This window comes from Salmonella sp. A7, assembly GCF_020181675.1.
In the GTDB taxonomy this organism is placed as follows: domain Bacteria; phylum Pseudomonadota; class Gammaproteobacteria; order Enterobacterales; family Enterobacteriaceae; genus Salmonella; species Salmonella enterica.
Genome location: NZ_CP084001.1, coordinates 3,173,709 through 3,198,361, shown reverse-complemented (window position 1 = coordinate 3,198,361; position 24,653 = coordinate 3,173,709). Strand labels below are relative to the sequence as shown.

Annotated in this window: 26 protein-coding genes; 7 read left to right on the top strand and 19 right to left on the bottom strand. The window is 52.7% G+C overall.

Translation table 11 applies throughout. From position 1 onward, the window contains the following. Positions 1-11: 11 nt before the first annotated feature. Positions 12-440, bottom strand: a complete 429-nt coding sequence (gene uspG / locus LCS67_RS15740) for a universal stress protein UspG (RefSeq protein WP_000278499.1) — start codon at positions 438-440, stop codon at positions 12-14. 221 nt (positions 441-661) lie between these two features. Between uspG and LCS67_RS15735 the strand changes: the two genes are divergently transcribed. Then, positions 662-1,900: a zinc-dependent alcohol dehydrogenase gene (locus LCS67_RS15735; RefSeq protein ID WP_000646115.1), complete on the top strand. Its 1,239-nt coding sequence runs from the start codon at positions 662-664 to the stop codon at positions 1,898-1,900. Between the two features lie 84 nt (positions 1,901-1,984). On the opposite strand, the gene rnk is transcribed toward LCS67_RS15735, so the two are convergent. From rnk to citC, 9 genes are all read right to left on the bottom strand, one after another. Then, the gene (rnk, locus tag LCS67_RS15730; protein WP_000089748.1) at positions 1,985-2,395 is read right to left on the bottom strand and encodes a nucleoside diphosphate kinase regulator; all 411 of its coding nucleotides are present in this window, start codon (positions 2,393-2,395) and stop codon (positions 1,985-1,987) included. Between the two features lie 234 nt (positions 2,396-2,629). Then, entirely contained in the window at positions 2,630-3,436 is an 807-nt protein-coding gene (gene rna / locus LCS67_RS15725) for a ribonuclease I (RefSeq protein WP_001092571.1), read from the bottom strand. A 109-nt stretch (positions 3,437-3,545) separates the two neighbouring features. Then, positions 3,546-5,009, bottom strand: coding sequence for a citrate/succinate antiporter CitT (gene citT, locus LCS67_RS15720; RefSeq protein ID WP_000059039.1), 1,464 nt, complete (start codon positions 5,007-5,009; stop codon positions 3,546-3,548). 37 nt (positions 5,010-5,046) lie between these two features. Continuing rightward, complete coding sequence (gene citG / locus LCS67_RS15715; RefSeq protein WP_000982668.1) at positions 5,047-5,943, bottom strand: triphosphoribosyl-dephospho-CoA synthase CitG; 897 nt, start codon at positions 5,941-5,943, stop codon at positions 5,047-5,049. Continuing rightward, complete coding sequence (citX, locus tag LCS67_RS15710) at positions 5,915-6,466, bottom strand: citrate lyase holo-[acyl-carrier protein] synthase (protein ID WP_001238275.1); 552 nt, start codon at positions 6,464-6,466, stop codon at positions 5,915-5,917. The genes citG and citX overlap by 29 nt, the downstream gene beginning before the upstream one ends. A 3-nt stretch (positions 6,467-6,469) precedes the next feature. Beyond that, positions 6,470-7,999 (bottom strand): citrate lyase subunit alpha, encoded by a 1,530-nt coding sequence (gene citF, locus LCS67_RS15705; protein ID WP_000192323.1) that lies wholly within the window; start codon positions 7,997-7,999, stop codon positions 6,470-6,472. Positions 8,000-8,008: 9 nt separating this feature from the next. Continuing rightward, complete coding sequence (citE, locus tag LCS67_RS15700; RefSeq protein WP_000622347.1) at positions 8,009-8,917, bottom strand: citrate (pro-3S)-lyase subunit beta; 909 nt, start codon at positions 8,915-8,917, stop codon at positions 8,009-8,011. Then, on the bottom strand, positions 8,914-9,210 hold the full coding sequence (citD, locus tag LCS67_RS15695; protein ID WP_000700685.1) for a citrate lyase acyl carrier protein: 297 nt from the start codon (positions 9,208-9,210) through the stop codon (positions 8,914-8,916). The genes citE and citD overlap by 4 nt, the downstream gene beginning before the upstream one ends. Beyond that, on the bottom strand, positions 9,207-10,283 hold the full coding sequence (gene citC, locus LCS67_RS15690) for a [citrate (pro-3S)-lyase] ligase (RefSeq protein WP_000467874.1): 1,077 nt from the start codon (positions 10,281-10,283) through the stop codon (positions 9,207-9,209). Before citC ends, citD begins: the two co-directional genes overlap by 4 nt. A 385-nt stretch (positions 10,284-10,668) precedes the next feature. Here citC and dpiB point away from each other — a divergent pair, with 385 nt between their 5' ends. Continuing rightward, complete coding sequence (dpiB, locus tag LCS67_RS15685) at positions 10,669-12,330, top strand: sensor histidine kinase DpiB (protein WP_000121807.1); 1,662 nt, start codon at positions 10,669-10,671, stop codon at positions 12,328-12,330. Next, entirely contained in the window at positions 12,299-12,979 is a 681-nt protein-coding gene (dpiA, locus tag LCS67_RS15680; protein WP_000138778.1) for a two-component response regulator DpiA, read from the top strand. The genes dpiB and dpiA overlap by 32 nt, the downstream gene beginning before the upstream one ends. 53 nt (positions 12,980-13,032) lie before the next feature. Here the strand turns inward: dpiA and dcuC are convergent, their stop codons facing one another. Continuing rightward, the gene (gene dcuC, locus LCS67_RS15675) at positions 13,033-14,418 is read right to left on the bottom strand and encodes an anaerobic C4-dicarboxylate transporter DcuC (RefSeq protein ID WP_000958619.1); all 1,386 of its coding nucleotides are present in this window, start codon (positions 14,416-14,418) and stop codon (positions 13,033-13,035) included. A 378-nt stretch (positions 14,419-14,796) separates the two neighbouring features. Here dcuC and pagP point away from each other — a divergent pair, with 378 nt between their 5' ends. Together pagP and cspE are read left to right on the top strand one after the other, a co-directional pair. Further along, positions 14,797-15,369: a lipid IV(A) palmitoyltransferase PagP gene (gene pagP, locus LCS67_RS15670; RefSeq protein WP_001623090.1), complete on the top strand. Its 573-nt coding sequence runs from the start codon at positions 14,797-14,799 to the stop codon at positions 15,367-15,369. Between the two features lie 187 nt (positions 15,370-15,556). Beyond that, positions 15,557-15,766 carry a transcription antiterminator/RNA stability regulator CspE gene (gene cspE / locus LCS67_RS15665; protein ID WP_000034826.1) on the top strand — a complete coding sequence of 70 codons (210 nt, stop codon included), beginning with the start codon at positions 15,557-15,559 and terminating at the stop codon, positions 15,764-15,766. Positions 15,767-15,826: 60 nt separating this feature from the next. Here cspE and crcB read toward each other — a convergent pair whose 3' ends face one another. After that, positions 15,827-16,210, bottom strand: coding sequence for a fluoride efflux transporter CrcB (gene crcB, locus LCS67_RS15660; protein ID WP_000939753.1), 384 nt, complete (start codon positions 16,208-16,210; stop codon positions 15,827-15,829). Positions 16,211-16,300: 90 nt separating this feature from the next. Here crcB and LCS67_RS15655 point away from each other — a divergent pair, with 90 nt between their 5' ends. Beyond that, positions 16,301-17,089 carry a deaminated glutathione amidase gene (locus LCS67_RS15655; protein ID WP_079906012.1) on the top strand — a complete coding sequence of 263 codons (789 nt, stop codon included), beginning with the start codon at positions 16,301-16,303 and terminating at the stop codon, positions 17,087-17,089. Between the two features lie 128 nt (positions 17,090-17,217). Then, the gene (gene tatE, locus LCS67_RS15650; RefSeq protein ID WP_000503938.1) at positions 17,218-17,421 is read left to right on the top strand and encodes a twin-arginine translocase subunit TatE; all 204 of its coding nucleotides are present in this window, start codon (positions 17,218-17,220) and stop codon (positions 17,419-17,421) included. Between the two features lie 85 nt (positions 17,422-17,506). Here tatE and lipA read toward each other — a convergent pair whose 3' ends face one another. The 7 genes from lipA to mrdB all read right to left on the bottom strand — a co-directional run bounded on the left by lipA (position 17,507) and on the right by mrdB (position 24,653). Next, positions 17,507-18,472 carry a lipoyl synthase gene (lipA, locus tag LCS67_RS15645; RefSeq protein ID WP_000042640.1) on the bottom strand — a complete coding sequence of 322 codons (966 nt, stop codon included), beginning with the start codon at positions 18,470-18,472 and terminating at the stop codon, positions 17,507-17,509. A 205-nt stretch (positions 18,473-18,677) separates the two neighbouring features. Then, positions 18,678-19,631: a YbeF family transcriptional regulator gene (locus tag LCS67_RS15640; RefSeq protein WP_001282817.1), complete on the bottom strand. Its 954-nt coding sequence runs from the start codon at positions 19,629-19,631 to the stop codon at positions 18,678-18,680. 301 nt (positions 19,632-19,932) lie between these two features. Then, positions 19,933-20,574 (bottom strand): lipoyl(octanoyl) transferase LipB, encoded by a 642-nt coding sequence (lipB, locus tag LCS67_RS15635; protein ID WP_000284011.1) that lies wholly within the window; start codon positions 20,572-20,574, stop codon positions 19,933-19,935. Between the two features lie 99 nt (positions 20,575-20,673). Then, positions 20,674-20,937: a DUF493 family protein YbeD gene (ybeD, locus tag LCS67_RS15630; protein ID WP_000850547.1), complete on the bottom strand. Its 264-nt coding sequence runs from the start codon at positions 20,935-20,937 to the stop codon at positions 20,674-20,676. 108 nt (positions 20,938-21,045) lie between these two features. After that, positions 21,046-22,257 (bottom strand): D-alanyl-D-alanine carboxypeptidase DacA, encoded by a 1,212-nt coding sequence (gene dacA, locus LCS67_RS15625; protein WP_000858711.1) that lies wholly within the window; start codon positions 22,255-22,257, stop codon positions 21,046-21,048. 139 nt (positions 22,258-22,396) lie between these two features. Further along, positions 22,397-23,530 carry an endolytic peptidoglycan transglycosylase RlpA gene (gene rlpA, locus LCS67_RS15620; protein ID WP_001529015.1) on the bottom strand — a complete coding sequence of 378 codons (1,134 nt, stop codon included), beginning with the start codon at positions 23,528-23,530 and terminating at the stop codon, positions 22,397-22,399. A gap of 10 nt (positions 23,531-23,540) precedes the next feature. Continuing rightward, the gene (mrdB, locus tag LCS67_RS15615; RefSeq protein WP_000131713.1) at positions 23,541-24,653 is read right to left on the bottom strand and encodes a peptidoglycan glycosyltransferase MrdB; all 1,113 of its coding nucleotides are present in this window, start codon (positions 24,651-24,653) and stop codon (positions 23,541-23,543) included.

The window sequence follows — 24,653 nt, the reverse complement described above, 5'->3', positions numbered from 1 at the left end:
AGCCACCAGAGTTAACGCACAACCAATACCGGCAGCGTCGCATGGCGCACCACGCTTGAGGCGTTAGACCCCAACAGGTGTGTCGTGATGGACGGATTACGCGAACCGATTACCACGACATCCGCATCCAGTTCTTCGCCCATCTCATTGACGACATCGCGCACGCTACCAAAGCGAACATGTGTTTTAATTCGTGAAGGATCGATACTGAAGTGTCCCACCATCGTTTGCAGACGCGTTTCCGCCTCATGCTGTAAATGTTCTTCAAAGCGACGCACGTCGGCGGCAAAACGGTGCAGACTCATGCTCGCGGACCCAGGCAGTACATGCAACAGATGAATGACGCCATCCTGTTGCGCCAGAAACTCAGCGTGGCGAATAGCTTTATCGCTAAGTTCCATTTCAAAAACATCAACCGGCATAATGATTGTCTTATACATACCCGTTACTCCCTGTTAATCAATACTGAATTTATTCAAGCATATAATAATGTTTCTTTCTGCTATTTGTCTGGCAATTTTAAATATTGCGACAACCTGGCGCTAAAAAATCGTATATTTTCCAGGAAAAATCCTAAAGCCGCCTGTTTTGCCGGCAGTCTCTCCGGGATAGCTACCCTTTTATAGTCGAACGCAACATTCACCGTTACCCCGGAGGCTGCATGAAAGCATTGACGTATCACGGTCCACATCACGTAAAGGTTGAAAACGTACCCGATCCCGGCATTGAGCAGCCTGACGATATCATTTTGCGTGTTACCGCCACCGCGATTTGCGGATCTGATTTGCATCTCTATCGCGGCAAGATCCCACAGGTAAAACATGGCGATATTTTCGGCCATGAGTTTATGGGCGAGGTGGTGGAAACCGGACATGATGTAAAGAATATTCGGAAAGGGGATCGGGTCGTTATCCCGTTTGTCATTGCCTGTGGTGACTGCTTTTTCTGTCGGCTACAGCAATATTCAGCGTGTGAAAACACTAACGACGGACACGGCGCGGCGATGAATAAAAAACAGATCCCGCCACCGGCGGCGCTGTTTGGGTATAGCCATCTGTATGGCGGCGTTCCCGGCGGACAGGCCGAATATGTTCGCGTGCCAAAAGGTAATGTTGGTCCATTTAAGGTGCCGCCGCTGTTATCTGACGATAAAGCGCTGTTTCTTTCTGATATTTTGCCTACCGCCTGGCAGGCGGCAAAAAATGCCCAGATTCAGCAAGGTTCCAGCGTGGCGGTTTTTGGCGCAGGGCCGGTAGGATTACTGACTATCGCCTGTGCGCGCCTGCTGGGCGCGGAGCAGATCTTCGTCGTTGATCACCACGCCTGGCGCTTGCGTTTCGCCGAAGAACGCTATGGCGCGATACCGATCAACTTCGATGATGAGAACGATCCGGCGGAAAAAATCATCGAGCAGACGGCAGGACACCGCGGCGTGGACGCGGTAATTGATGCCGTAGGCTTTGAAGCGAAAGGCAGTTTGACGGAGACGGTGCTGACGAACCTTAAACTGGAAGGCAGTAGCGGCAAAGCGCTGCGACAATGTATCGCGGCGGTCAGACGCGGCGGCGTGGTCAGCGTACCCGGCGTGTATGCCGGTTTTATTCACGGCTTTTTATTCGGCGACGCCTTTGATAAGGGGCTAACTTTTAAAATGGGTCAAACCCATGTTCACGCGTGGCTGGGGGAGTTATTACCGCTTATTGAAAAAGGGTTGCTGAAGCCGGAGGAGATTGTCACGCACTATATGCCGTTTGAAGAGGCGGCGCGCGGCTACGAAATTTTCGAAAAACGTGAAGAAGAGTGCCGAAAGGTTATCCTGGTGCCGGGAGCGACGTCGGCACAAGCGGCGCAGAAACAGGCGACGGGAGTAATCAACCCGATGCCAGGCGGCGTTGTCTGAAACAGGCAGAAATGAAAGGGCTAACGGAAAGAGGATGCGTAGGCATCCTCTGTGTAAACGCATTAACGCTTATGCAGATGGGGTTTAACGCAGGAAGTCGCCCGCGGCTTCAGGCTGATATTCGAGTTCCAGCACTTCGAGATGGGTGGAGGCGCCGCCCGGCAGTTCCCAGTGAATGGTGTCGCCGACGCGCAGTCCCAGCAACGCCGCGCCGACGGGCGCCATTACCGAAAGCTGGGTACTGCTGTCCGTCATATTGGCGGGGTACACCAGCGTCCGCACGCGTGTTTCACCATCGCTCAAATTGCGGAATTTAACGCGGCTGTTCATGGTGACGACATCGTTCGGCATCTCTTGTGGCGAACACATTTGCGCGCGATCCAGTTCGGCGTTGAGCGCGTCGGCAATCGGCAGATCCGCATACGCAGGCTGTTCCAGAAGACGATCAATACGTTCGGCGTCAAGGTCGTTAATGATAATAGTGGGTCTGGACATTTCTTACTCCATGTCATCGATACTGCGAGTAGTGCAGGTAAATGGTCCCAAAAGAAAACCCTCACCGTCTGGCGGCGAGGGTTTAACTCTCATGATGATACTGAGACTTCCCCCGTCTTTGAAGTGATTTAGTTCACATTCGGGTAAATCCTCAAACGTCATAGCCTTGAGTGAATTTTAGTCTACATTCGGGCGTGTTCTCAAATGTGGCTACGGTTTTAAACCTCTGCTTCGTCAATAACCGGCTTTATCGATAATAAACTGTTTCCCGCAGTTGCCGGGATGCGGCTGCGGCTGAAATGAGGCAGAGGAGAGCGGGGCGTTAATCATCGACGCCTTTAGTGAAAACTGAATCTCTGTTAAATAGGCGGGGTTGCCATGGCAGTTTACTTTAACGGCTTTGACATTATCCTGGCCCCACATTTGTGCGACGACGCTATCAAACTCAGCGCGGCTAACGGTTTTGCCGTAATTATCCGCCAGAAACTGCCCCAGCGAGCTGTCTTTTATCGCCTTATCCAGCCGTATCATGGTGCCGAAATAGGCATTGGGATCAAACCCGAAACAGGCGCCATGTTTGGCATATTCGTAGCGCTCCAGACAGGAATTCCCCCCCGCGCCGGGCATCACTTCCTTAAGCGCTGCCGCGATGTCAGGCGAAAGTCCGGGGGCGGGGGCGGAGCATTTCCGGCTGGCCTTGACTTCAGGCAGATTCGGGATTGGCCGCGTCGCACAACCAAAGCGCTGCCAGCGTCGCTGGTCAACACCGCGTGCGGCGATAGATTTGGGTAATCCAGGCCACAGGCCGTGGACGGTCAGAAAGTCTGCTTTGTTGGCTGGCTCTTTTTGCAGACGGCACTCATCGGGCTCCCGATGGCGGCGTTCATGCTGGCTTTGACAAAAACCGGTTTGCCAGGAAAGCGCCAGCACATAGTCAGTGAAATCACCGTACTGTTGCGCCTGAAGTTCGTCGGCGTTGGCGGCAAAAATCGGGGTTAAGAGGGCAGCCAGCAGCGGGCTGTAATGCCATATTGTGTTCATGGTGAATTCGATAATTTATACACATTATGAATGTTACCCATTTAATCATAAAAAATGCCGCTCAGGTGAACCTGAACGGCATCATTTTTAACCTACGTTGGCGTAATGTTTAATTCCACATTGCCAGAATCGGCCAGCCCACCAGCAACAGCATCGCGATATAGATAACGCCAAAGATTGCGCCAAGCCGCCAGTAGTCTTTGGATTTCACGTAACCGCAGCCGTAGATAATCACACCAGGGCCGGTGGCATACGGCGTCAGACAGCCCATGATACCGATAGACAGCACCAGCAGAATACACAGTTGTTCCATCGGAACGCCCGGAATGCCTTTACCCACCGCCAGAATGACCGGCAGCATGGTCGCGGTGTGAGCGGAAAGGCTGGCGAACAGGTAGTGCGCGAAATAGAACACCAGTACCAGTACAATGACGGTTGCATCCGGCGAGAAACCTTCCAGATGTGTACTCATGGTATTGGCGAACCAGTCAATAAAGCCGGAGCGGGTTAAGCCATTGGCCATGACCACCAGCGTAGCGAGGTTCACCAGGGTGTTCCAGGCGCTGTTGTAGCGCGTAATGTCTTTCCACGGCACAACATGCAACGCCAGCATCAGCGAGACGGCCAGCAGACCCACGGCAGTGGCGTTGATGATTTTTCCACCAAAAACCCACAATCCTAAGCTAAGCAGCACCAGGCCAATCAGCGTCCACTCTTTGCGGGACAGACGCCCCATGTTTTTTAACTCGCCGCCAGCCCAGGCTGCGACTTCCGCACTGTGGGTCACTTCGGGTTTATAAAGCACATAGGAGAGCCACGGCGCAACGATCAGTAAAATAATCCCTACCGGCAGAAAGCTGAGAAACCACTGCAGCCAGCTAATCTGGACGCCGGCGATCTTGCTGACGAACTCCAGACCTAACACGTTTGGCGCCGCGCCAGTGACAAACATCGAAGAGCTCAGGCTGGTACTGATCACCATCATCCACATCAAATAACCGCCGATGCGGCGTGCGGAAGGATCGTTTGGAAACGATTTAAACAGCGGCGGCAGGTTCTTGATGACCGGGAAGACAGTCCCGCCGGTACGAGCCGTATTGGAGGGAGTAAATGGCGCCAGCAAAATATCGATAATGACAATCGCATAGCCGAGCGTCAGCGTGCGTTTACCCATGAATTTTACCAAAAACAGCGCAATGCGGCGCCCCAGCCCGGTCACTTCGTAGCCCAGCGCGAAAATAAACGCGCCGAAAACCAGCCAGACCGTGGTGCTGGAGAAACCGGCAAGCCCCCATTTCAGCGCCTGTTTACTGGCGTTAAACGCCGGATCGGCCAGTTCTGAAGCGTCAAATAGCAGGTAATTGCTGCCGATAACGCAAATGGTTACGGCGATAAAACTGATCGCTGTCGCCGGGATCGGCTCCAGGATCATACCGACAATCATCGCGACGAAAACCGCAAAATAGTGCCAGGCCTGCGGCGGCATACCATCTGGAACAGGAATTAGCAACATGACGCCCATCACCACTAATGGGGCCAACAACTTCCATATATTATCTTTGGATAAAGACATAAATGACTCTCCGGAAAGGATATTTTCTATAATTGTGTTAATGATTAACTTGCGAAATTTGCGCTAAAAACCAGGTCACGATCAGCAGATCGGCGCTACCGCCTGGGCTGAGATTGCGTTCAATGCATTGCTGATCGAACCGGTGGAGATAAACGAGATCGTCAGGCGTCCGTATGCCGCCCTGATGTAATAAGAAAGCCGCCTGCTGCTGTAACCAGCGCAGACCGTCCGCCCCGCCGCGCGACGCGACGTTGGTATCGCCGTTAAGCGACATCAGCAGCAGTAAGGTATCAAGCAGCGCCAGTTCGGGATCGCGCCCCTGCGCCAGCAATGCGCGGTAGTGCGGCAACGCGTGGCGGATGACCAGCGGATAGCCTGCTTCCGCTTCGCCGCGCGCGCCGGTTAATCCCAGTTGCTGATACAACCGCTGACCTGCGGTGAGCTGTAGGTTGTTCTGGCGCAGTTCGCGCGTGGTCAGGCCGCGGCAAAAATCGGCGGCGGTAGCGCAGAGTGTTTCTGCGGCGATCGGCTGGCGTAGCTGATACAGGCGGCCAATGGCGGCGCACAGTAACCCCAGCGAGAAAATGCTGCCTTTATGGGTATTGACGCCCGCCGTTGCGCGAAACATCGCTGCTTCACAGGCCATCCCCAATGGACGCAGGCCCGCCAGAACTGACTCTGGTGGCAGGCGCGTGCAGCTGGCGCCATATTCCATAAAGCGCGGCAGCCAGTGTCGAATCGCCTCCGCGCTGCGGTGAAAATCCGCCAGCGCCATATCTTTGTGCGCGCCGCAGTTTAGTCGGTCTACCAGACCGGGTTTTGGCGATAAATTTACCTCGGTCAGCATGGCGCGCCAGGCCAAATCGGCCCAGGCGTCATACAGCGACTGAGGCTGAATGGAGGCGTTAGTCGGGTTGACGGGAATCGGCATCATGCAGCAGCGCCTCCATATGAGTCAGTAAATCAGTCAGCGCGTGGGTTTTACCCCGCGCGCATTCAGCCGCGCTTTGCCCGCACAGCAGACAGCGGCGAGCGGGAAGCGCGAAATGGCGGCGAGAGAGTATTTCGCCTTCCGCCGTCAGGACATCGATATCCCACAGGCGCCCCAGTGGATAACGCTGTTCCAGCGCGATGGTCGCCTGTTTGAGCGCCTGAGCGGGCGCGTCAATCGCCAGCAGTCCTTCCGGCCCGCTGGCGGAAGCCAGTGCAGCCTGCTCCCGGATGGTCCAGCCATACTCTTCTGCCAGCGTGTGCAGGGCAGTCACGCCGTGATTAAAGATCCGGCGGGTTAACGCGCTGTCTTTCATCGGGCCTGGCGCCACCACGGTAAAGGAGACCAGCGGAGTAGCGTGGCGCGTTAGCCAGGCGCGCTGTCTTGCTTGTCTCTCATCCCGGCTGGCGAGCAGCTCAGGAATAGAAACGTTGTGACAGGCGGCGAGTTCCGGAAGCAGGCGCATGGCTTATTCCTTCACCTGATGCACCACATCGATCACTGAACCGTCGCGATAACGCACGACAGCAATCACGCGGTCAGTGAATTCGATAGGGCGGGGCTGACCGGTAAGCAGTTGCGCGCGTTCGCGCAGCCACTCAATCGATACCACTTTCATTCCCGCAGCTTTCAGGCGTTCAGCCAGCTCCGGACGCGCCGGATTGACGGCGATACCGTGATCGGTGACCAGAATGTCAACGCTGGAGCCTGGTGTGACGCAGGTGGTGACGTTATCAACCAGCGTTGGGATGCGACCGCGCACCAGCGGCGCGACGATGATGGACAGCGCCGCCGCGACGGCGGTATCGCAGTGACCGCCGGACGCGCCGCGTAGAACGCCGTCGGAGCCGGTCAGCACGTTAACATTGAAGTGGGTGTCTACTTCCAGCGCGCTCAATACCACCACGTCCAGACGGTCGACGGAAGCGCCTTTAGAGCCCCAGTTGGCGTACTGGTTAGCGCTGATTTCGATATGGTTCGGGTTGCGGGCCAAAGATTGCGCAGCGTTACGATCGAAGCTCTGCACGTCAAGCAGTTTGCGGATTAAGCCTTTTTCATGCAGGTCGACCATGGTGGCGGTGATTCCGCCCAGCGCGAAATTAGCCACAATGTTGCGGCTACGCATTTTGTCTTCCAGGAAGCGGGTGACCGCCAGCGATGCGCCGCCAGTGCCGGTTTGCAGGGAGAAACCTTCGTTGAAGTAGCCGGAGTGAGCAATGACTTCCGCCGCGCTGCGGGCGATCAGCAGTTCACGCGGATTAGTGGTCATGCGGGTCGCGCCAGCGCCGATTTTGTTTGCATCACCGACTTCTTCGATTTGCACAATCAGATCAACCTGATCCTGAGCGATGCTTGCCGGGTTATGCGGATACGGCAGCAGTTGCTCCGTCAGCATTACGACCTGTTTCGCGCTGTCGGCATCCACCATCGCGTAGCCCAGTGAACCGCAGCAGGCCTTGCCGGTATAACCGTTAGCATTACCGAATTCATCGCAGGAGGGCACGCCAAGAAACGCAACATCAATATTGAGTTCGCCGCTTTGTACCAGATGTACACGACCGCCGTGGGAGTGAATCTGAACCGGCTCAGCCAGCAGGCCGCGAGAAATTTCTTCCGCCAGCGGGCCGCGCAAGCCTGACGTATAGATGCGACTGACCACCCCGTTACGAATGTGTTCAACCAGCGGCGCATGGCAGTCGCTTAGCGAACTGGAGGCCAGGGTCAGGTTTTTGAAGCCCATCTTCGCGATGGTTTCCATCACCAGGTTAATCGTCAGATCGCCGCCGCGAAACGCGTGGTGAAAAGAGAGCGTCATGCCGTCGCGTAAACCGGAACGGCGGATGGCCTCTTCCAGGCTGGCGCACAGTTTGTGGTCGCGCGGTTTTTGCGCTTGTAGATCCAATTTTGCCGCACTTTGGTAAGCGCTCAGTTCGCTTTCAGCGTGACGGCTCCAGGCTGCTACGCGATCCTGGCGTTGAGATTCATTTTTCTGCGTCATTGTTTTGCCTTATTCTTCGCGAATACCGGAAAGTTCTGCACGGGAGAGCACCAGACGGGCGCGTTCAATCACCGGGCTGTCGACCATCTTGCCGTTAAGGGAAACGACGCCAAGACCTTCGCGGGCGGCGGCTTCTGCGGCTTCAACGACCAGACGCGCATGGGCGACCTCTTTACGCGTCGGCGCATAAAGGTTGTGCAGCAGCTCTATCTGGCGGGGGTTGATCAGTGACTTACCGTCAAAGCCCAACTGTTTAATGTGGGCGGCTTCTTGCAGGAAACCGGCTTCGTTGTTGGCGTCGGAATAGACGGTATCGAAGGCCTGAATGCCGGCGGAACGCGCGGCCTGCAAAATGGAGCAGCGGGCGAACAGCAGTTCGGTGCCTTCCGGAGAGCGTTCGGTGCGCAGGTTGCGAACATAGTCTTCCGCGCCCAGCGCAATCCCGATCAACCGTTCAGAGGCGTGGGCGATTTCTACCGCGCGGGTAATACCCAGCGGCGATTCCACGGCGGCTAACAGGCCGGTACTGCCCGGTTCGCGACCGCAGGCGTTTTCAATGCGCAGAATTTCGTTTTCGATATCAATGACGTCCTGCGCGGTGTCGGTTTTCGGTAAACGCACCACGTCCGCGCCGCCGCGCACGACCGCTTCCAGATCGTTGACGCCCCATTCGGAGTCCAGCGCATTCACGCGGACGATGGTTTCGACGTCACGGTAAAGCGGATGTTGCAGCGCGTGATATACCAGACGGCGCGCCGCGTCTTTTTCGCGTAATGCAACGGAGTCTTCCAGGTCGAACATCAGCGCGTCGGCCGGATAGATAAACGAATTGCTCACCATCGCCGCGTTGGCGCCCGGTACGAATAACATACTGCGGCGGGTGCGGGTTTTACGTTGTTGCAGAGAGGCGGAAATCATTGGCGATCCTCCCAGGGCAGAGCGGCAATACCGCTGGCGCGCGCCAGTAGCGTTTCCAGTCGGGCGCGCAAAATGCAGTCCAGAGCGCCTTTATCATCGACGTTCAGTTGTACGCCGCGCACGTCGTAGCGAGAAAGCACCTCCAGGATGGTGGCGCGAATGGCCTCGCCAAACTGTTTTTCAACGCTACTGCTGATTTGCAGGTCAATATCCTGCGTATCGAGCGGCGCAATGCGTATCATCACATCGCCGGACTCAAGCGTGCCTGCGACGGCTAGCTGGTTTATTTTCATTTTTCACCTGTTGCTAATACGGGGGACTTTTGACGGGCTGCCGCGCTGCCCGGATGGCGTTCGACCATGCCCTGCAAATAGCGCAGGGTGGCGTCGGGAACCAGCGGCGCGATAGCCGTGAGATCGTGTTTAACCAGCAGCTTGCGTACCCAGGAGGCGGATATCGGCGTCTCCTGGAAGCAAAGCCGCTCTATTTCCACCAGCGTAATGGGTGGGGCGGGAAGCGTTGGCGTCTCCAGCCAGAAACGCATATCAAGGTTATACTGGGCGGTAACGGTACAAAATGGTTCCGTACCGACAAAGCGGTGTGTGATGCCAAGCGCGGGCGCCAGATACTGGCGGAAAATCTTCAGGTCGATTTCGGTATAACAGTGATTAATAACGCTCTGCTCTTTAATGAAATAGCAGGGGAACGTCGCCCGAGAAATAATGTATTCGGAGCCGCGGTGAACGGTTAAGCGCGGGATATCGGTGGTCCCTTTAAGAACCAGATCGAGTCGGTCTTCATAGGGAAAGCGTGACGTATCTTCTTTGACCAGGAACAGATGCAGCCAGTCGCACTGCGCAGCCGCCTGTTGGATCAGATAGCGATGGCCGTTCGTGAAAGGATTGGCGTTCATCACAATACAGCCAATTTTCTTTCCCTCGTGACGTAATGTCGCCAGCGATTCCGCATACCGTTTCAACCGGGTCGCGCTATTTTCCATTAAGACCATCACGCCGGGGACGCTGGCTATCGTCGAAAAGCTGCACTGTTTAAACAGCGCTTCGTATTCCGTTTTGGTATAAATAAAAAGATGGGTGCAGTGCCGTTCCCAGGCGAGATTAATCAATTCCGTCGCTAGCGTTAACGCTAAGCCTTCGCCGCGTACTGATTCGCTAATGGCCACGCATTTAATGATATTTCCAGCAATACCGCCGCAGGCAATAAGACGGTCATCACGGCTGACGGTAATAAACACCTCTACAGTGGTATCGACGCTTAAATCATTCTCTTTGAGAAAGTGAGCGATCTCCGCCATTTTTTTATTTTCAGAGCGTTTTACCCGAGTGAATACATTATTGCCAAACATAGTAAGAAATATCCTGGTGATATGCTTGTTGCCACTTTTCTGTATATGTTGCGCTGTGTTGCAACTTGATAACTTTTTCTTTTCAGTCAGAGTAGGAGTATTTTTATGACGAGTTATTTATTTTTTCTCACTGACGTATACATCGTAAGGAGTATTTTGGTGGTAAATTTTGATTTATTTCACAAAGCGTTAGATGGTTTTTAAGTGTTTTATGGTTTTAAGTTTTTTAATTAATTTAATCGCCATTCCGGCGATGGGTTTTAGTTGTTTAATTGATTTAATGTGGGGAATCTGTAACGATTGGTTTTTATAGGCTTCAAGATGCTCAAAACATTTTTATTACATTTGCGATAAATCTGCAGAGAAATACCCATAAGGAACCTTAATGTCCTATCAGAAAAATAAAAAGCTGTTTCCTTTTTTTCGGCAACTCGCGTTTCCGTTACGTATTTTTCTGCTCATTCTGGTGGTTTCTGTTTTCATCGTGGCAGCGTTAGCACAATATTTGTCTGCCAGTTTCGAAGATTATCTGGCGTCCCATGTTCGTGATATGGCGATGAATCAGGCAAAAATTATTGCTTCTAACGACAGCATTATCGCCGCCGTAAAAAACCGGGACTATAAACGCCTGGCGATAATTGCGAATAAACTGCAGCGCGGGACGGATTTTGACTATGTGGTGATAGGCGATCGCCACTCGATCCGGCTTTACCATCCGAATCCGGAAAAAATCGGCTATCCCATGCAGTTTACGAAACCCGGCGCGTTGGAAAGAGGAGAAAGTTATTTCATTACCGGTAAGGGCTCAATAGGGATGGCGATGCGCGCCAAAACGCCTATCTTTGACAACGAAGGCAACGTGATCGGCGTTGTTTCAATTGGCTATCTGGTCAGTAAAATCGACTCCTGGCGGCTGGACTTCTTATTACCGATGGCGGGGGTTTTTGTCCTGTTGCTGTTGGTATTAATGCTGCTTTCCTGGTTTTTCGCCGCGCATATCCGCCGACAAATGCTGGGCATGGAGCCGAAACAGATTGCGCGCGTGGTACGCCAGCAGGAGGCGTTGTTTAGCTCGGTTTATGAAGGGCTGATCGCCGTTGATCCGGAGGGACATATCACCGCGATTAACCGCAATGCGAGAAAAATGTTGGGGCTGCCGTCGCCGGGGCGTCAGTGGCTGGGCAAGCTGATAGCGGAAGTCGTCAATCCGGCAGACTTTTTTACCTGCCAGATCGCAGAAAGACGCCAGGACGTGATGGCCAACTTCAATGGCCTGAGCGTCATCGCCAATCGTGAAGCTATCCGTTCCGGCGAGGAGTTGCTGGGCGCTATTATTAGTTTTCGCAGCAAAGATGAAATCGCGACGTTGAACGCGCAGCTAACCCAGATTAAACAGTATGTTGAGAGCCTGCGCACGCTACGCCATGAGCACCTGAACTGGATGTCGACTCTGAACGGCCTGCTGCAAATGAAGGAGTATGATCGGGTCAGAGAGATGGTGCAGGGTGAGTCGCAGGCGCAGCAGCAACTTATTGATAGTTTACGCGGCGCCTTCGCCGATCGTCAGGTGGCCGGTTTGCTGTTTGGCAAAGTTCAGCGCGCGCGTGAACTGGGGCTCAAGATGGTGATTGTTCCCGGCAGCCAGCTACATCAACTGCCGGAGGGGCTGGATAGCACGGAGTTCGCCGCCATCGTCGGGAATCTGCTGGATAACGCGTTTGAAGCGAGTTTGCGTACACAGGAAGGCGACAATACCATCGAACTTTTCCTGAGCGACGAGGGCGACGAGGTGGTGATAGAGGTCGCCGACCAGGGCTGCGGCGTTCCTGAAGCGCTGCGGGAAAAAATTTTTGAACAGGGCGTAAGTACCCGAACCGACGAACCCGGTGAGCATGGTATCGGGTTATATCTGATTGCAAGTTATGTGGGGCGCTGTGGCGGGGTCATTACGCTGGAAGACAATGATCCTTGTGGCACCTTATTTTCTTTATTCCTTCCGAAAGTGAAAAAAAACGATGACAGAACCATTAACCCTATTGATCGTTGAGGATGAAACGCTGCTGGCGGAGATGCACGCAGAATATATCCGCCATATTCCTGGCTTTAAGCAGATATGGCTGGCGGGCAATCTGGCGCAGGCGAGAATGATGATTGACCGGTTCAAACCTGGATTAATTCTGTTGGATAATTATCTGCCGGATGGGAAGGGGATTACGCTGCTGCATGAATTAATGCAGTCGCGCTATCCCGGCGGCGTCGTGTTTACGACCGCCGCCAGTGACATGGAGACGGTAGCGGAAGCGGTACGTAGCGGCGCGTTTGATTATCTGGTCAAACCTATTGCTTATGAACGTTTGGGACAGACGCTGACCCGCTATCAACAGCGCAGACGTATGCTGGCGAGCGCGGATAGCGCAAGCCAGAAGCAGATAGATGAAATGTTCAACGCCTATGCGCGCGGCGAACCGAAAGGGGATTTGCCGACCGGTATTGATGCCTTAACCCTTAATGCGGTGATGAAGCTGTTTGCCGATCCAACCGTACGCCATACGGCTGAAACGGTTGCGCAGGCCTTAACGATAAGCCGCACCACATCCCGACGTTACCTGGAATATTGCGCGAGTCAGCACCTGATTGTCGCAGAGATTATTCATGGCAAAGTGGGCAGGCCGCAGCGTATTTACCACGGCGGCTAAGCTTGGTTTAAGATGCCGGGGCGATGTTTTCCCTCGCCCCGGCTTACCGGCTATCAGCCGCCAGTAACGGCGGAAGAGGCGCCTGGCACCATAATTTCCGTGGCGATAATGACGATCAACAGACCGACGATGACCGGAACGGACGTGCGCTTCACCACTTCAAACGGTGATATTTTAGCCATCCCGGCGACAGCGACCACCACGCCGGAGACCGGCGAAATCGTGCGCCCCAGGTTTGAGGCTTGCAGCATTGGGATGGATAAATAGGCTGGGTTGATGCCGGAGGAGTGCGCCAGTTTAGGGATCATCTCAACAAAGGCGTAAAAAGGCGCATTGCCTGAACCGGTGGTCATCGCGGCCAGCATGGTTAAAATCACTAATACCAGCATCAGAATAATGCTGGCGGAGCCAAAAGAAGTGGCAATCGAGATCAGACTTTGGATAAAGCCAATGGTGCTCAGCCCCTGGGCGAAAACGCCCGCCGCGACCAGCAGCATCACGACGCCGGCAAACGCATCCGCCATGCCGCGATAAGCCACTTCCAGGCCGGAAAACACATTTTGCGTGTTGAAGCCGCGCACGAATTCCAGCACGGCGGCCAGCAGCATACAGATCACCAGGATGGTAATAATGTGCAACTGCGGCCCCCATTTACCGTCAAAAATCAGTACGCCGATAATGGGCGTGAACGGCAAAAGGGCATAAAACGCCGGGGCCGTGGTGGTAATCTCCGCAACGTCCAGCATCTCATGTGAAATGTTCTCTTTTTTATCCAGATAGCGTTGCCAGAAAAAGTGCGCAATCGCCATACCGATAATTGCGGCGATGGAAATCGGCAGCGTGGTTTTGAACGCGAAATCGATTAACGGCATCTCCGCCGCTTTTGCGGCTAAAACCACATCGCCAGACGTTGGCGAGAGGATGATGGCGGCCGGAGAGGCGCAAATAGCCGCCGCCGCGCCGCGGCTAATGCCGACGTTGACCATCACCGGGAAGAGAGTAGCCATGAGCAGTACGCCAAGCCCCGTCGCGGAAGAGACGGCCAGCGACATCAGGCAGGCGACAAAATAGGCGGCAATCATCAACAGGTAGGGCGAGTTTATGTACTGTAAAGGTTTCGACGCCAGCTTCACGACCATATCATTCGCGCCGATATGCGTCATATAAGCGGCAAAGCCGCACAGCATCATGATCATCATGCCAAGATCGCCGCCGCGACTCATGAGCAAAATTTTGATGTATTCAACAATATCTGTTGCGGTATAGCCGGTACTGGTTTCGCTGGCAGGTAATACCTTATGCCCCATCAGTGCGCTGATAATAAGCAGAACCAGACCGCCGACAAATAAAACGCCAGTGGCGGAATATCCCTTAATGATGTAGCGCGCTACACCCACAATAACGACGACTCCGATAAGGAGCTCTATAACTGTTAGCATTGTTTCCCCTGTCTTATCGACACCCAGAGTAAAAATAAGAACCACAAAAGTGGTATAAAAATGTACCGAATAAAGGATGGCGCCTTACTGATTAAAATCACGGCGCGGTTATTTTTTCATGTCATCGCTAAAGATGAAATATGCTTATACGAATTTTCTGTAGCGCTATAAGTATTAATTTATTGTTATTTTATTGTTTTGTTTGTTGTGCTTTGTTTTGTGTTTTTTGTGAAAACTTAGTAAGGAGAGCGCGACGGTTCTGAGTGCTAAATCAAACGCCGTTAACCCGATACTTTCTCAGATTATTCTCTGTTTATAGTTTGTTAAGATTTTATTCAGGTTAATGTTGTTATTATCACGGTCGAATTTTTGAACGGTATGGCTGTTGTGATGATTATCAGAAAGTATTTTCTTATTATTGCTCTCCTTGTTATGCCATGGCTGGCTATTCCTTCAGTCTCTGCGGCGGATAAAGGGTGGTTTAACACGTTTACCGATAACGTCGCAGAAACGTGGCGACAGCCTGAGCATTATGATTTGTATGTCCCCGCCATTACCTGGCATGCGCGCTTTGCCTACGATAAAGAGAAAACGGATCGCTATAACGAGCGGCCGTGGGGCGTTGGTTTTGGTCAGTCGCGCTGGGACGACAAAGGCAACTGGCATGGCCTCTATATGATGGCCTTTAAAGATTCATTTAACAAATGGGAACCCATAGGCGGTTATGGCTGGGAAAAAACCTGGCGACCGCTGGAAGACGATAATTTTCGTCTGGGACTGGGCTTTACCGCAGGCGTTACCGCGCGCGACAACTGGAATTATATTCCCATCCCTGTACTGTTGCCTTTAGCGTCGATAGGCTATGGTCCCGCTACCTTTCAGATGACCTACATTCCGGGTTCGTATAACAACGGAAACGTCTATTTCGCCTGGATGCGTTTCCAGTTTTGACGGGGAAGGACATGCTTCAGTTGTGAATAAAAAAGCCTTAAAAAACAATAAGTAGACAGGGTTAGCTAAAAATTAACGCGATATTTATCACTTTTTCGCAAAGTTCGACTGGACAAAATGCATCACAATTGTTGTACTGGTATCCGACACAGCATTTGTGTCTATTTTTCATGTAAAGGTAATTTTGATGTCTAAGATTAAAGGTAACGTTAAGTGGTTTAATGAATCCAAAGGATTCGGTTTCATTACTCCGGAAGATGGCAGCAAAGACGTGTTCGTACACTTCTCTGCAATCCAGACCAATGGTTTTAAAACTCTGGCTGAAGGTCAGCGCGTAGAGTTCGAAATCACTAACGGTGCCAAAGGCCCTTCCGCTGCAAACGTAACTGCTCTGTAAGCATACGTCCGACAGCAAGATTTCAAAACCCGTCCTTTCGGCGGGTTTTTTTTTTTGCGCTTAACGCGCCGCTGCGGCGGAAAATAGCCAGAATGCCAGCGCTGTCATGGCAAACGAACCCAACAGGTTAATCAGCACATTCAGCAGCGCCCAGCCAAAGCGCCCCTCTTGCAGCAAGAATACCACTTCAGCAGAAAAAGTAGAAAAGGTCGTCAGGCCGCCGCAAAAGCCGGTCGTAATGAGCACTTTCCACATCGGATCGATATGTGTCATGCGGTTAAACCAGGCGAACCCCATGCCGATAATAAACGCGCCAAGCAAATTTGCTGTTAGCGTACCGATGGGAATCGCCTGATGAAGCGGATTAAAACGCATACTTAGCATCCACCGGGCTACGCTCCCCGTTCCACCGCCGATAAAAACTGCTAAAAGAAGCTGTAACACTGCCGAATCCTTTATTTAATTGCTATACAGGAGGAGTGTAACGCCGAACACGCATAATTGGCGAGTCCTGACAGAGGTGTGGGAGGGGATATGTTCGTTGCAGCCGGGCAGTTTGTGGTGAGTTCTGTATGGGAAAAGAATGCGCAAGTTTGCGTTTCGTTAATGGCTCAGGCGGCGGGCCGCGGCGTATCGCTTCTGGTGCTGCCTGAGGGGATATTAGCGCGAGATGACATCGACCTTGACCTGCCGATTCGCGCCGCGCAGCCGCTGGATGGCGCGTTTATGACGCGGCTTCAGGAAGAAAGCGCTCATAATAATATGACGACGATATTCACTATCCTTGTCCCGTCAACGCCTGGACGGGCGGTTAATATGCTGGTGGCGCTACGGGCAGGTCACATTGTCGCGCGTTACGCGAAGCTGCATCTCTATGATGTGTTTTCGATGCAAGAATCCCAAAGTATTGATGCCGGAACCGCTATCGCGCCTGTGCTGGACGTGGAGGGGGTTAAGGTGGGGCTTATGACCTGTTATGACCTGCGCTTTCCTGACATGGCGTTAGCGCTGGCTTTACAGGGGGCTGACGTATTGGCGCTGCCGACGGGCTGGGTTCGCGGCCCGTTGAAAGAGCAGCAGTGGTCGACGCTGCTGGCGGCGAGAGCGCTGGATACCACCTGCTATATGATTGCGGCCGGGGAGTGTGGTAATCGTAATATTGGTCAAAGTCGTATTATCGATCCGTTGGGGGTAACGATAGCCGCAGCAGCCGATCGTCCGGCGCTGATCGTCGCGGAAATATTCAGAGAACGAATAGACCAGGTGCGGGAGCAACTTCCTCTTTTGCAGCAACGACGATTTGCGCCACCGCAATTATTATGATGTTTTTTTACGCAAAGCTTGATTCACCTTGTTACAGATTGCTATTGTGTGCGCGCGTCGAAAGACCGTTAATATTCTCAGGTTAATCCGGCGCGTTACGCAGCCTGTTTTTAGTGAAGAAGGTATCTATGGGTGAGATTAGTATTACCAAACTGCTGGTGGTTGCCGCACTGGTTGTTCTGCTGTTTGGTACCAAGAAGTTACGTACGCTGGGCGGAGACCTGGGCACGGCGATTAAAGGATTCAAGAAAGCAATGAACGATGAAGACGCGGGCGTTAAGAAAGACGTCGACGGTAGCGTTCAGGCTGAAAAACTCTCGCACAAAGAGTAATAGCGCGATGCGCTTGCTCCGCAGAGTAAAAAAACCGGCAAGTTGCCGGTTTTTTTTGCCTGAAATGTAAGCGTCTATTACACGATCATTTCACTTCCATGCCTTTGGCCTGGAGATCAGCATGGTACGAAGAACGTACAAAGGGGCCACAGGCGGCATGGGTAAAGCCCATCGCCAGGGCTTCCGCTTTCATCTCGTCAAACTCTTCCGGGCTGACATAACGCTGTACCGGCAGGTGATGGCGGCTTGGCTGTAGATACTGACCAAGCGTCAGCATGGTGACGCCATGACGGCGTAAGTCGCGCATAACCTCAATGATTTCCGCATTGGTTTCGCCTAAGCCCACCATCAGACCCGATTTTGTCGGAATTTCCGGGTGCGCTTCTTTGAAGCGTTCCAGTAATTTCAGCGACCAGTTGTAATCGGCGCCCGGACGAACCTGGCGGTAAATACGCGGCACGTTTTCCAGGTTGTGGTTAAACACATCCGGCGGCGTCGCGTTAAGAATATCCAGCGCGCGATCCATACGTCCACGGAAGTCTGGCACCAGGGTTTCTATTTTTATCTCCGGGCTTTTGGCACGGATAGCGGTGATGCAGTCAGCAAAATGCTGGGCGCCGCCGTCACGCAGATCGTCACGGTCGACAGAGGTGATGACCACATAGCGTAGCGCCATGTCGGCGATCGTTTGCGCCAGTTTCTGCGGCTCTTCCGCATCCGGCGCAACGGGGCGGCCATGGGCGACATCACAGAACGGACAGCGGCGAGTGCAAATGGCGCCAAGGATCATAAACGTAGCGGTGCCGTGGTTGAAACATTCAGCCAGGTTTGGGCAAGACGCTTCCTCGCAGACAGAATGCAGGCCATTTTTGCGCATTGCGGCTTTGATGCCCTGGATACGGGTAGAATCCGCCGGAAGTTTTATTTTCATCCATTCCGGTTTACGTAGTAGAGCGTCGCGCTCTGTGACCACATTTTTAACCGGGATAAGAGCCATCTTATCGGCATCGCGGTATTTTACACCGCGTTCCATCACAATGGGTTTACTCATAGCGTGCGTGTTCCAGTTGCGAATAACGAAGGAAAGCGTTTCAATTCAAGGGAAAGTTGTATTTATCAACTATTTTTGAATTTGTGACACGCAGTATATCATTGATAAGGGCCATAAAGCAGCCTGACAGCCCGGCAAAATGTAAAATAGTTGTTGTTTTGTGCTGTTTGCCCATATCTTCCGTGACCTGAATGCAACATTTTTGTCAGAACGCCTCACGAATGATATCAATGACGTTCTCCAGCACCGGATCGCGCAGACTCAGTTTATTGTAATGCAGCGAGAACTCGACCTGTTCACTATTCACCGGCGCGTAGGGAAGGCGTTCAAGCGGCCAGCAGCGGCTAAATAAGTCGTAGAAGCGGGTGGGCATCAGTCCCAGCAGATCGCTGCTGGCGATCAGCGAGGCAATGGTAAAAATATTGTAGCTGCTAAAACTGATTTGCTGATCGGGAAATGTCTCCTGCAGTCGCTGGCGCAGTAGGGAAAGATGTTGTCCCTCCAGCATCAGAAAGGTGTGATCCGCGCTGTTCAGTCTCTCTTCAGTAATGGCGTTCGCCAGACATGGGTGATGCTGGCGGCAGACAATCTCAAGCGTATCGCTAAACAGGACGTGATGCTGGATGCTCCGGTTGTTATAGCTATGGGTATTGATAATGAGATCGGTCTGAAACTGACTAAGCTGGCTTTCGGCATCGTCTACCGGAATGTTGCGCAGCAAAAGCTGAGGATAACGCGGCCTGATGGCCTGGTAAATAATCGGCATCACTAGCGCGCCGACCGAAGGCGTCGTGCCAATTGTAATGGTACGCTGCTTATCGTAGCTGCCCGTAAGATCCAGGGCGCCAAGAATAGATTCCAGCCCCTGGCTGATGTATTCGTGCAGATGCGTAGCATACGTCGTGGGCGTTACGCCCTGGCCTTTGCGAATAAACAGCGGATCGGGAAATATAGTCCGTAATTTTTGAATGGACTGGCTGATGGCTGACGGCGTCAGGTTAAGAATTTTCGCGGCATTGACGATCCCTTTATGGACATATACGGCCTCGAAAATCGTCAACAGATTGAGGTCAATATTTCTCAGTGTTCTGAAAATTTGCGGTTTGTCTTGTAGATGTTGATCGGCCGGTTGTCTTTCTGCCTGATTATTATCACTCACGCTCTGGCTCCGAATTCATTCGTATTATGAATAATAGATGAAATAGTATATTTTGCATTTATGAGTTGGTTTTAAAATTACTCTTATGAATGTATTTTAAGTCATTTCAATAAGATAAGTAACAGCAAGGCCGGGATTTTGTTCACGGAAAATTCCTCATCATGAGGACTGAAGAGGCCATGCCGCCTGGCGGCTACAGCAGGGATATAACGAAAATATAGAAAGCGGGGGGAGAAGTAAAGCATTCAAATCATATATGATTAATGACCCATAAATTTCTTGGGCCATTATATTTTACGCATTAAGCAGCAATATATTCATACGATGGATTATTTAGCAGAGCTAAAATATTCGCCAGCAAGCGGGGCGCAATATTATCCGTGGTAGCGTCTTCTTTCCACTGTGTTATTTTGGCCATTTCCATGCCGGCATAACCACACGGGTTGATGCGCAGGAAAGGAGAAAGATCCATGTTAACGTTTAGCGCTAAACCGTGGAATGAGCAGCCGCGACGGATACGTAAACCCAGCGAGCAGATTTTCTTTTCACCCACATAGACGCCCGGCGCATCGGCGCGCGGATGCGCCTCAATACCAATTTCAGCCAGCGTATTCACCACGGTCTGTTCAAGTAGGGTGACTAAATCACGCACGCCCAGTTTACGTCGTTTCAGGTTAAGTAAAACGTACATTACCTGTTGGCCCGGACCATGATAGGTCACCTGTCCTCCACGATCGCTCTGCACAACGGGAATATCGCCAGGCATCAATATATGTTCCGCTTTACCGGCTTGGCCCTGGGTAAACACCGGGTAATGCTCAACCAACCAGATTTCATCATGGCTGTTTTCATCGCGCATATCGGTAAAGTTATGCATGGCCTGAGAGATAGCTTCATAGGGCTGAAGGCCGAGCTGGCGGACAAGGATTTTATCCTGATACAAAACGGCATCTCCGTAGAGAATGAAAAAAGAGAGGAAAGTATATCACAGCGGGGGAGGCGGGGAGTTACCCGGATAAGACCGGGTAACCGTCTGGATGTATTACAATACCATTCGCACGATATCAATATTGCCCAGTTCTTCGTACAGCGTTTCAACCTGTTCAATATGGGTGGCATTAATGGTGATAGAGACCGAGTGGTAGTTGCCTTTGCTGCTCGGTTTTACCGTCGGAGAGTAATCACCAGGCGCATGGCGCTGTACCACTTCAACCACCTGATCAACCAGCTCAGGTAACGCCTGCCCCATTACTTTGTAAGTAAATGGCGTAGGGAATTCAAGCAGTTCGTTAAGTTTGGTTTTCATGTCAGCTCCGGCATTACGTAAAAAAAATAACAACTCCCGCCACAGGGCGGGAGTTTTACTGATGCATAGTATATGGGGACGAAAATCACACTTTCAAGCGTTCAATTTTTATCCAAACCAGTGATGGAACATTAATTTAATGTAATCAATGATTTTACCGAAGAAGTTCCCTTCCGGGATCTCTTGCAGTACGACCAGCGGACGCTGCTCGATGGTTTTACCGTCCAGCTGGAAGTTGATGGTGCCGACCACCTGGTTTTTCTGCAGCGGCGCGTGCAGTTCTGCGGTATTCAGTACATAGCTCGCTTTCAAATCTTTCATGCGACCACGAGGGATCGTCAGGTAAACGTCTTTATCGACGCCCAGCGAGGCGCGATCGGTATTACCAAACCAGGCGGGTTCAGAGGCGAACTCTTTACCAGCCTTCAGCGGATTAACGGTTTCAAAGAAACGGAAGCCCCACGTCAGCAGTTTTTTGCTTTCTGTTTCACGGCCTTTATAGGTCCGTCCGCCCATCACGGCGGAAATCAATCGCATCTGGCCTTCGGTTGCGGAAGCGACCAGATTATAGCCCGCTTTGCTGGTATGGCCGGTTTTGATGCCGTCCACATTCAGGCTGTTATCCCACAGCAGACCGTTACGGTTTAACTGGCGAATGCCGTTAAAGGTGAACTCTTTTTCTTTATAAACGGCATATTCGTTAGGCACATCGCGAATTAACGCCTGACCAATCAGCGCCATATCGCGAGCTGAACTGTATTGTCCGTCGGCGTCCAGGCCGTGTACGGTCTGGAAGTGGGTATTTTTCAGCCCTAACGCGTTCACATAGCTATTCATCAGCCCGACGAAAGCATCCTGGCTACCGGCGGCGAAATCAGCCATTGCCACACAGGCGTCATTGCCGGATTGCAGATTGATGCCGCGTATCAACTGAGAGACCGGTACCTGCATTCCCGGCTTGAGGAACATCAGCGAGGAGCCTTTAAATACCGGATTGCCGGTGGCCCAGGCGTCATTACCGACGGTAACCAGGTCGGTTTCTTTAAATTTACCCGCTTTCATTGCCTGTCCGATGACGTAACTGGTCATCATCTTCGTCAGACTCGCCGGGTCGCGACGTTCGTCGGCGTTTTGTTCCGCCAGAACTTTACCGGAGTTGTAGTCGATCAGGATGTAGGATTCCGCATCGATCTGCGGAACACCCGGGATCATAGTTTTGATATTCAGGTCATCGGCATGTGCGGTTGAGATAAACGCGGCACAAAGCGCCGTGGTGAGCGCCATGCGCTGCATAAAACGAGCGGAAAAAGTGGTCTTCATGGTCTGAACTACGACGTCCGTGATGAAATTAAAAAAAGAGCCCTACTATAGCAAAAGCATAACTGGCAGGCATCTGACTTTCCGCGTGACTTTGTTAATGTCATTTACAGAAATTGACAGTACAGATACCTGCGATCGGTTACTGCGCGCTGGCGATAAAGGACTGTAATTGTGCTTCTGTTTGCAAACGTTGCTGTAACGCGCTGGCTTCGGCTTTACTGGCAAAAGGCCCCAGTTGAATACGCCAGACCGCGCCGTTTTGTATTACGCGTCCTGGTACGCTGAACTGCTGGCTTAAACGCTGTTGGTACTGCTGCGCACGCGTTTGATCGCTGACGGCGCCGACCTGGACGACGAAACGGCCGCTCGCCGCGGCGACAGGCGCGCTCACCGGGGCAGATACCGGGGCCGTGGCGGCAGGCGCGCTAACCGGCGTCGCAGTCGCTGGAGCCGTCACCGGCGCGGAAACCGGCGCTGGCTGTGGCGCTGGCGTCGGTTCATTACCCTCCAGCACGCCAGGCGCCAGCGTGGTCGGCGCGCCGAGGAAGCCGCTGCTGCTCACCGGCGCGCCGGTGGTATCGTCACTTTTCAACGTGGCATTGCTGACCGGAAGCACGTCGCCTTGCGGTTGCGCAGGCGCTGAAGAGGCGCTTCCCATTCCGCCGCTTAAATCAGGGCGCGGGGGCAGAGCGTAGGTCTGTTTCGCCACCGTCGTACAGGCCATCCCCGGGCCGGAGAGCGAACCATCCGGCGCCACGATAATGGGGTCAATCCGTACTTTAGTATTATTCGAGGTATTCAGACGATCCGCCGCTGCGCGGGACAGGGAGATGACCCGATCGGTGCCATAGGGGCCGCGATCGTTAATACGCACGACGATCATGCGACCGTTGGCCAGGTTGGTGATTCGCGCATAGCTGGGGATAGGCAGTGTCGGATGGGCGGCGGTAAGCTGCATCGGATCGAACATCTCCCCGGAGGCGGTTAAATTACTGCCGGGTTCCGCATCATAAATAGCGGCCAGGCCAGCCTGGCTAAAGCGGGACGGGTCCTGAACGATTTTATAACTTTTACCGTCACGCTGATAATCCTGGTTTGCGGTCGGATTCAGAGGTTCATAACGCGGTTCCGCTCCGCTGATTTCCACAGTCGGACCATTACATACCGCAGGTTGCGGCGCGACGGTGGTTTGCTGCTGACCGCCGTCATTAGTACATGCCGCGAGTAGTACTATCCCTGCCGCGACGCAGATTACAGGCAACTGCTTACGCATTGCGCACCCCTTATACGCTTTTCGACAACATTTTTCTGTGGGTGTGGATCGACATCACAATCCCGAACCCGGCCATCAGCACAATCAGTGCGGAGCCCCCGTAGCTGACCAGGGGTAAAGGTACTCCAACCACAGGCAGAATACCGCTCACCATACCAATATTTACGAAGACATAAACGAATAATATTAACATTAATCCGCCAGCCATCACGCGACCAAATGTAGTTTGCGCTCTGGCGGCAATCCACAGACCGCGCATTATCAGCAAAATATAGAGCGCGAGCAGAATCAGGATGCCCACCAGACCGAGCTCTTCCGCCAGTACCGCGAAGATAAAGTCGGTATGGCGTTCGGGTAAAAACTCCAGCTGCGACTGGGTGCCGTGGAGCCAGCCTTTACCGCGCAGGCCGCCTGAGCCAATGGCGATTTTAGACTGAATAATATGATAGCCCGCGCCCAGCGGATCGGTCTCCGGATCAAGGAGCATCATGACGCGCTGGCGTTGGTAATCGTGCATCAGGAAAAACCACAAAATAGGAATAAATGCAGCGATCAATACAATGGCGACCCCAATTAAGCGCCAGCTCAGACCAGACAAAAATAGGACAAAGAGACCGGAAAGGGCGACCAAAATAGACGTCCCGAGGTCCGGCTGGGCGGCAACCAGCAGGGTAGGCATAAAGATTAATACCAGGGCGATGGCGGTATTTTTCAGCGAGGGCGGGCAGACGTCGCGGTTAATAAAGCGGGCGACCATCAGCGGCACGGCGATTTTGGCTATTTCCGAAGGCTGAAAGCGAACGATTCCCAGATCGAGCCAGCGCTGCGCGCCTTTGGATATTGCGCCGAAGGCATCAACGGCGACCAGCAAAATGATACAAATGATATAGAGATAGGGCGCCCAGCCTTCATATACGCGCGGCGGGATCTGCGCCATCACCACCATAACCACCAGCCCCATCGCAATCTGACCGATTTTACGCTCCATCATGCCGATGTCCTGGCCGCTGGCGCTCCAGATGACCAATGCGCTGTAAACCAGTAACGCCAGCAGAATGAGTAGCATCGTGGGATCGATATGAATTTTATCCCAGAAGGTTTTTTTGTTCGGATTATCCGTCAT

Excerpts from the sequence above, each read along its gene's own strand:
- uspG (WP_000278499.1), bottom strand. The coding sequence starts at position 440 with ATGTATAAGACAATCATTATGCCGGTTGATGTTTTTGAAATGGAACTT.
- LCS67_RS15735 (WP_000646115.1), top strand. The coding sequence starts at position 662 with ATGAAAGCATTGACGTATCACGGTCCACATCACGTAAAGGTTGAAAAC.
- rnk (WP_000089748.1), bottom strand. The coding sequence starts at position 2,395 with ATGTCCAGACCCACTATTATCATTAACGACCTTGACGCCGAACGTATT.
- rna (WP_001092571.1), bottom strand. The coding sequence starts at position 3,436 with ATGAACACAATATGGCATTACAGCCCGCTGCTGGCTGCCCTCTTAACC.
- citT (WP_000059039.1), bottom strand. The coding sequence starts at position 5,009 with ATGTCTTTATCCAAAGATAATATATGGAAGTTGTTGGCCCCATTAGTG.
- citG (WP_000982668.1), bottom strand. The coding sequence starts at position 5,943 with ATGATGCCGATTCCCGTCAACCCGACTAACGCCTCCATTCAGCCTCAG.
- citX (WP_001238275.1), bottom strand. The coding sequence starts at position 6,466 with ATGCGCCTGCTTCCGGAACTCGCCGCCTGTCACAACGTTTCTATTCCT.
- citF (WP_000192323.1), bottom strand. The coding sequence starts at position 7,999 with ATGACGCAGAAAAATGAATCTCAACGCCAGGATCGCGTAGCAGCCTGG.
- citE (WP_000622347.1), bottom strand. The coding sequence starts at position 8,917 with ATGATTTCCGCCTCTCTGCAACAACGTAAAACCCGCACCCGCCGCAGT.
- citD (WP_000700685.1), bottom strand. The coding sequence starts at position 9,210 with ATGAAAATAAACCAGCTAGCCGTCGCAGGCACGCTTGAGTCCGGCGAT.
- citC (WP_000467874.1), bottom strand. The coding sequence starts at position 10,283 with ATGTTTGGCAATAATGTATTCACTCGGGTAAAACGCTCTGAAAATAAA.
- dpiB (WP_000121807.1), top strand. The coding sequence starts at position 10,669 with ATGTCCTATCAGAAAAATAAAAAGCTGTTTCCTTTTTTTCGGCAACTC.
- dpiA (WP_000138778.1), top strand. The coding sequence starts at position 12,299 with ATGACAGAACCATTAACCCTATTGATCGTTGAGGATGAAACGCTGCTG.
- dcuC (WP_000958619.1), bottom strand. The coding sequence starts at position 14,418 with ATGCTAACAGTTATAGAGCTCCTTATCGGAGTCGTCGTTATTGTGGGT.
- pagP (WP_001623090.1), top strand. The coding sequence starts at position 14,797 with ATGGCTGTTGTGATGATTATCAGAAAGTATTTTCTTATTATTGCTCTC.
- cspE (WP_000034826.1), top strand. The coding sequence starts at position 15,557 with ATGTCTAAGATTAAAGGTAACGTTAAGTGGTTTAATGAATCCAAAGGA.
- LCS67_RS15655 (WP_079906012.1), top strand. The coding sequence starts at position 16,301 with ATGTTCGTTGCAGCCGGGCAGTTTGTGGTGAGTTCTGTATGGGAAAAG.
- tatE (WP_000503938.1), top strand. The coding sequence starts at position 17,218 with ATGGGTGAGATTAGTATTACCAAACTGCTGGTGGTTGCCGCACTGGTT.
- lipA (WP_000042640.1), bottom strand. The coding sequence starts at position 18,472 with ATGAGTAAACCCATTGTGATGGAACGCGGTGTAAAATACCGCGATGCC.
- ybeD (WP_000850547.1), bottom strand. The coding sequence starts at position 20,937 with ATGAAAACCAAACTTAACGAACTGCTTGAATTCCCTACGCCATTTACT.
- dacA (WP_000858711.1), bottom strand. The coding sequence starts at position 22,257 with ATGAAGACCACTTTTTCCGCTCGTTTTATGCAGCGCATGGCGCTCACC.
- rlpA (WP_001529015.1), bottom strand. The coding sequence starts at position 23,530 with ATGCGTAAGCAGTTGCCTGTAATCTGCGTCGCGGCAGGGATAGTACTA.
- mrdB (WP_000131713.1), bottom strand. The coding sequence starts at position 24,653 with ATGACGGATAATCCGAACAAAAAAACCTTCTGGGATAAAATTCATATC.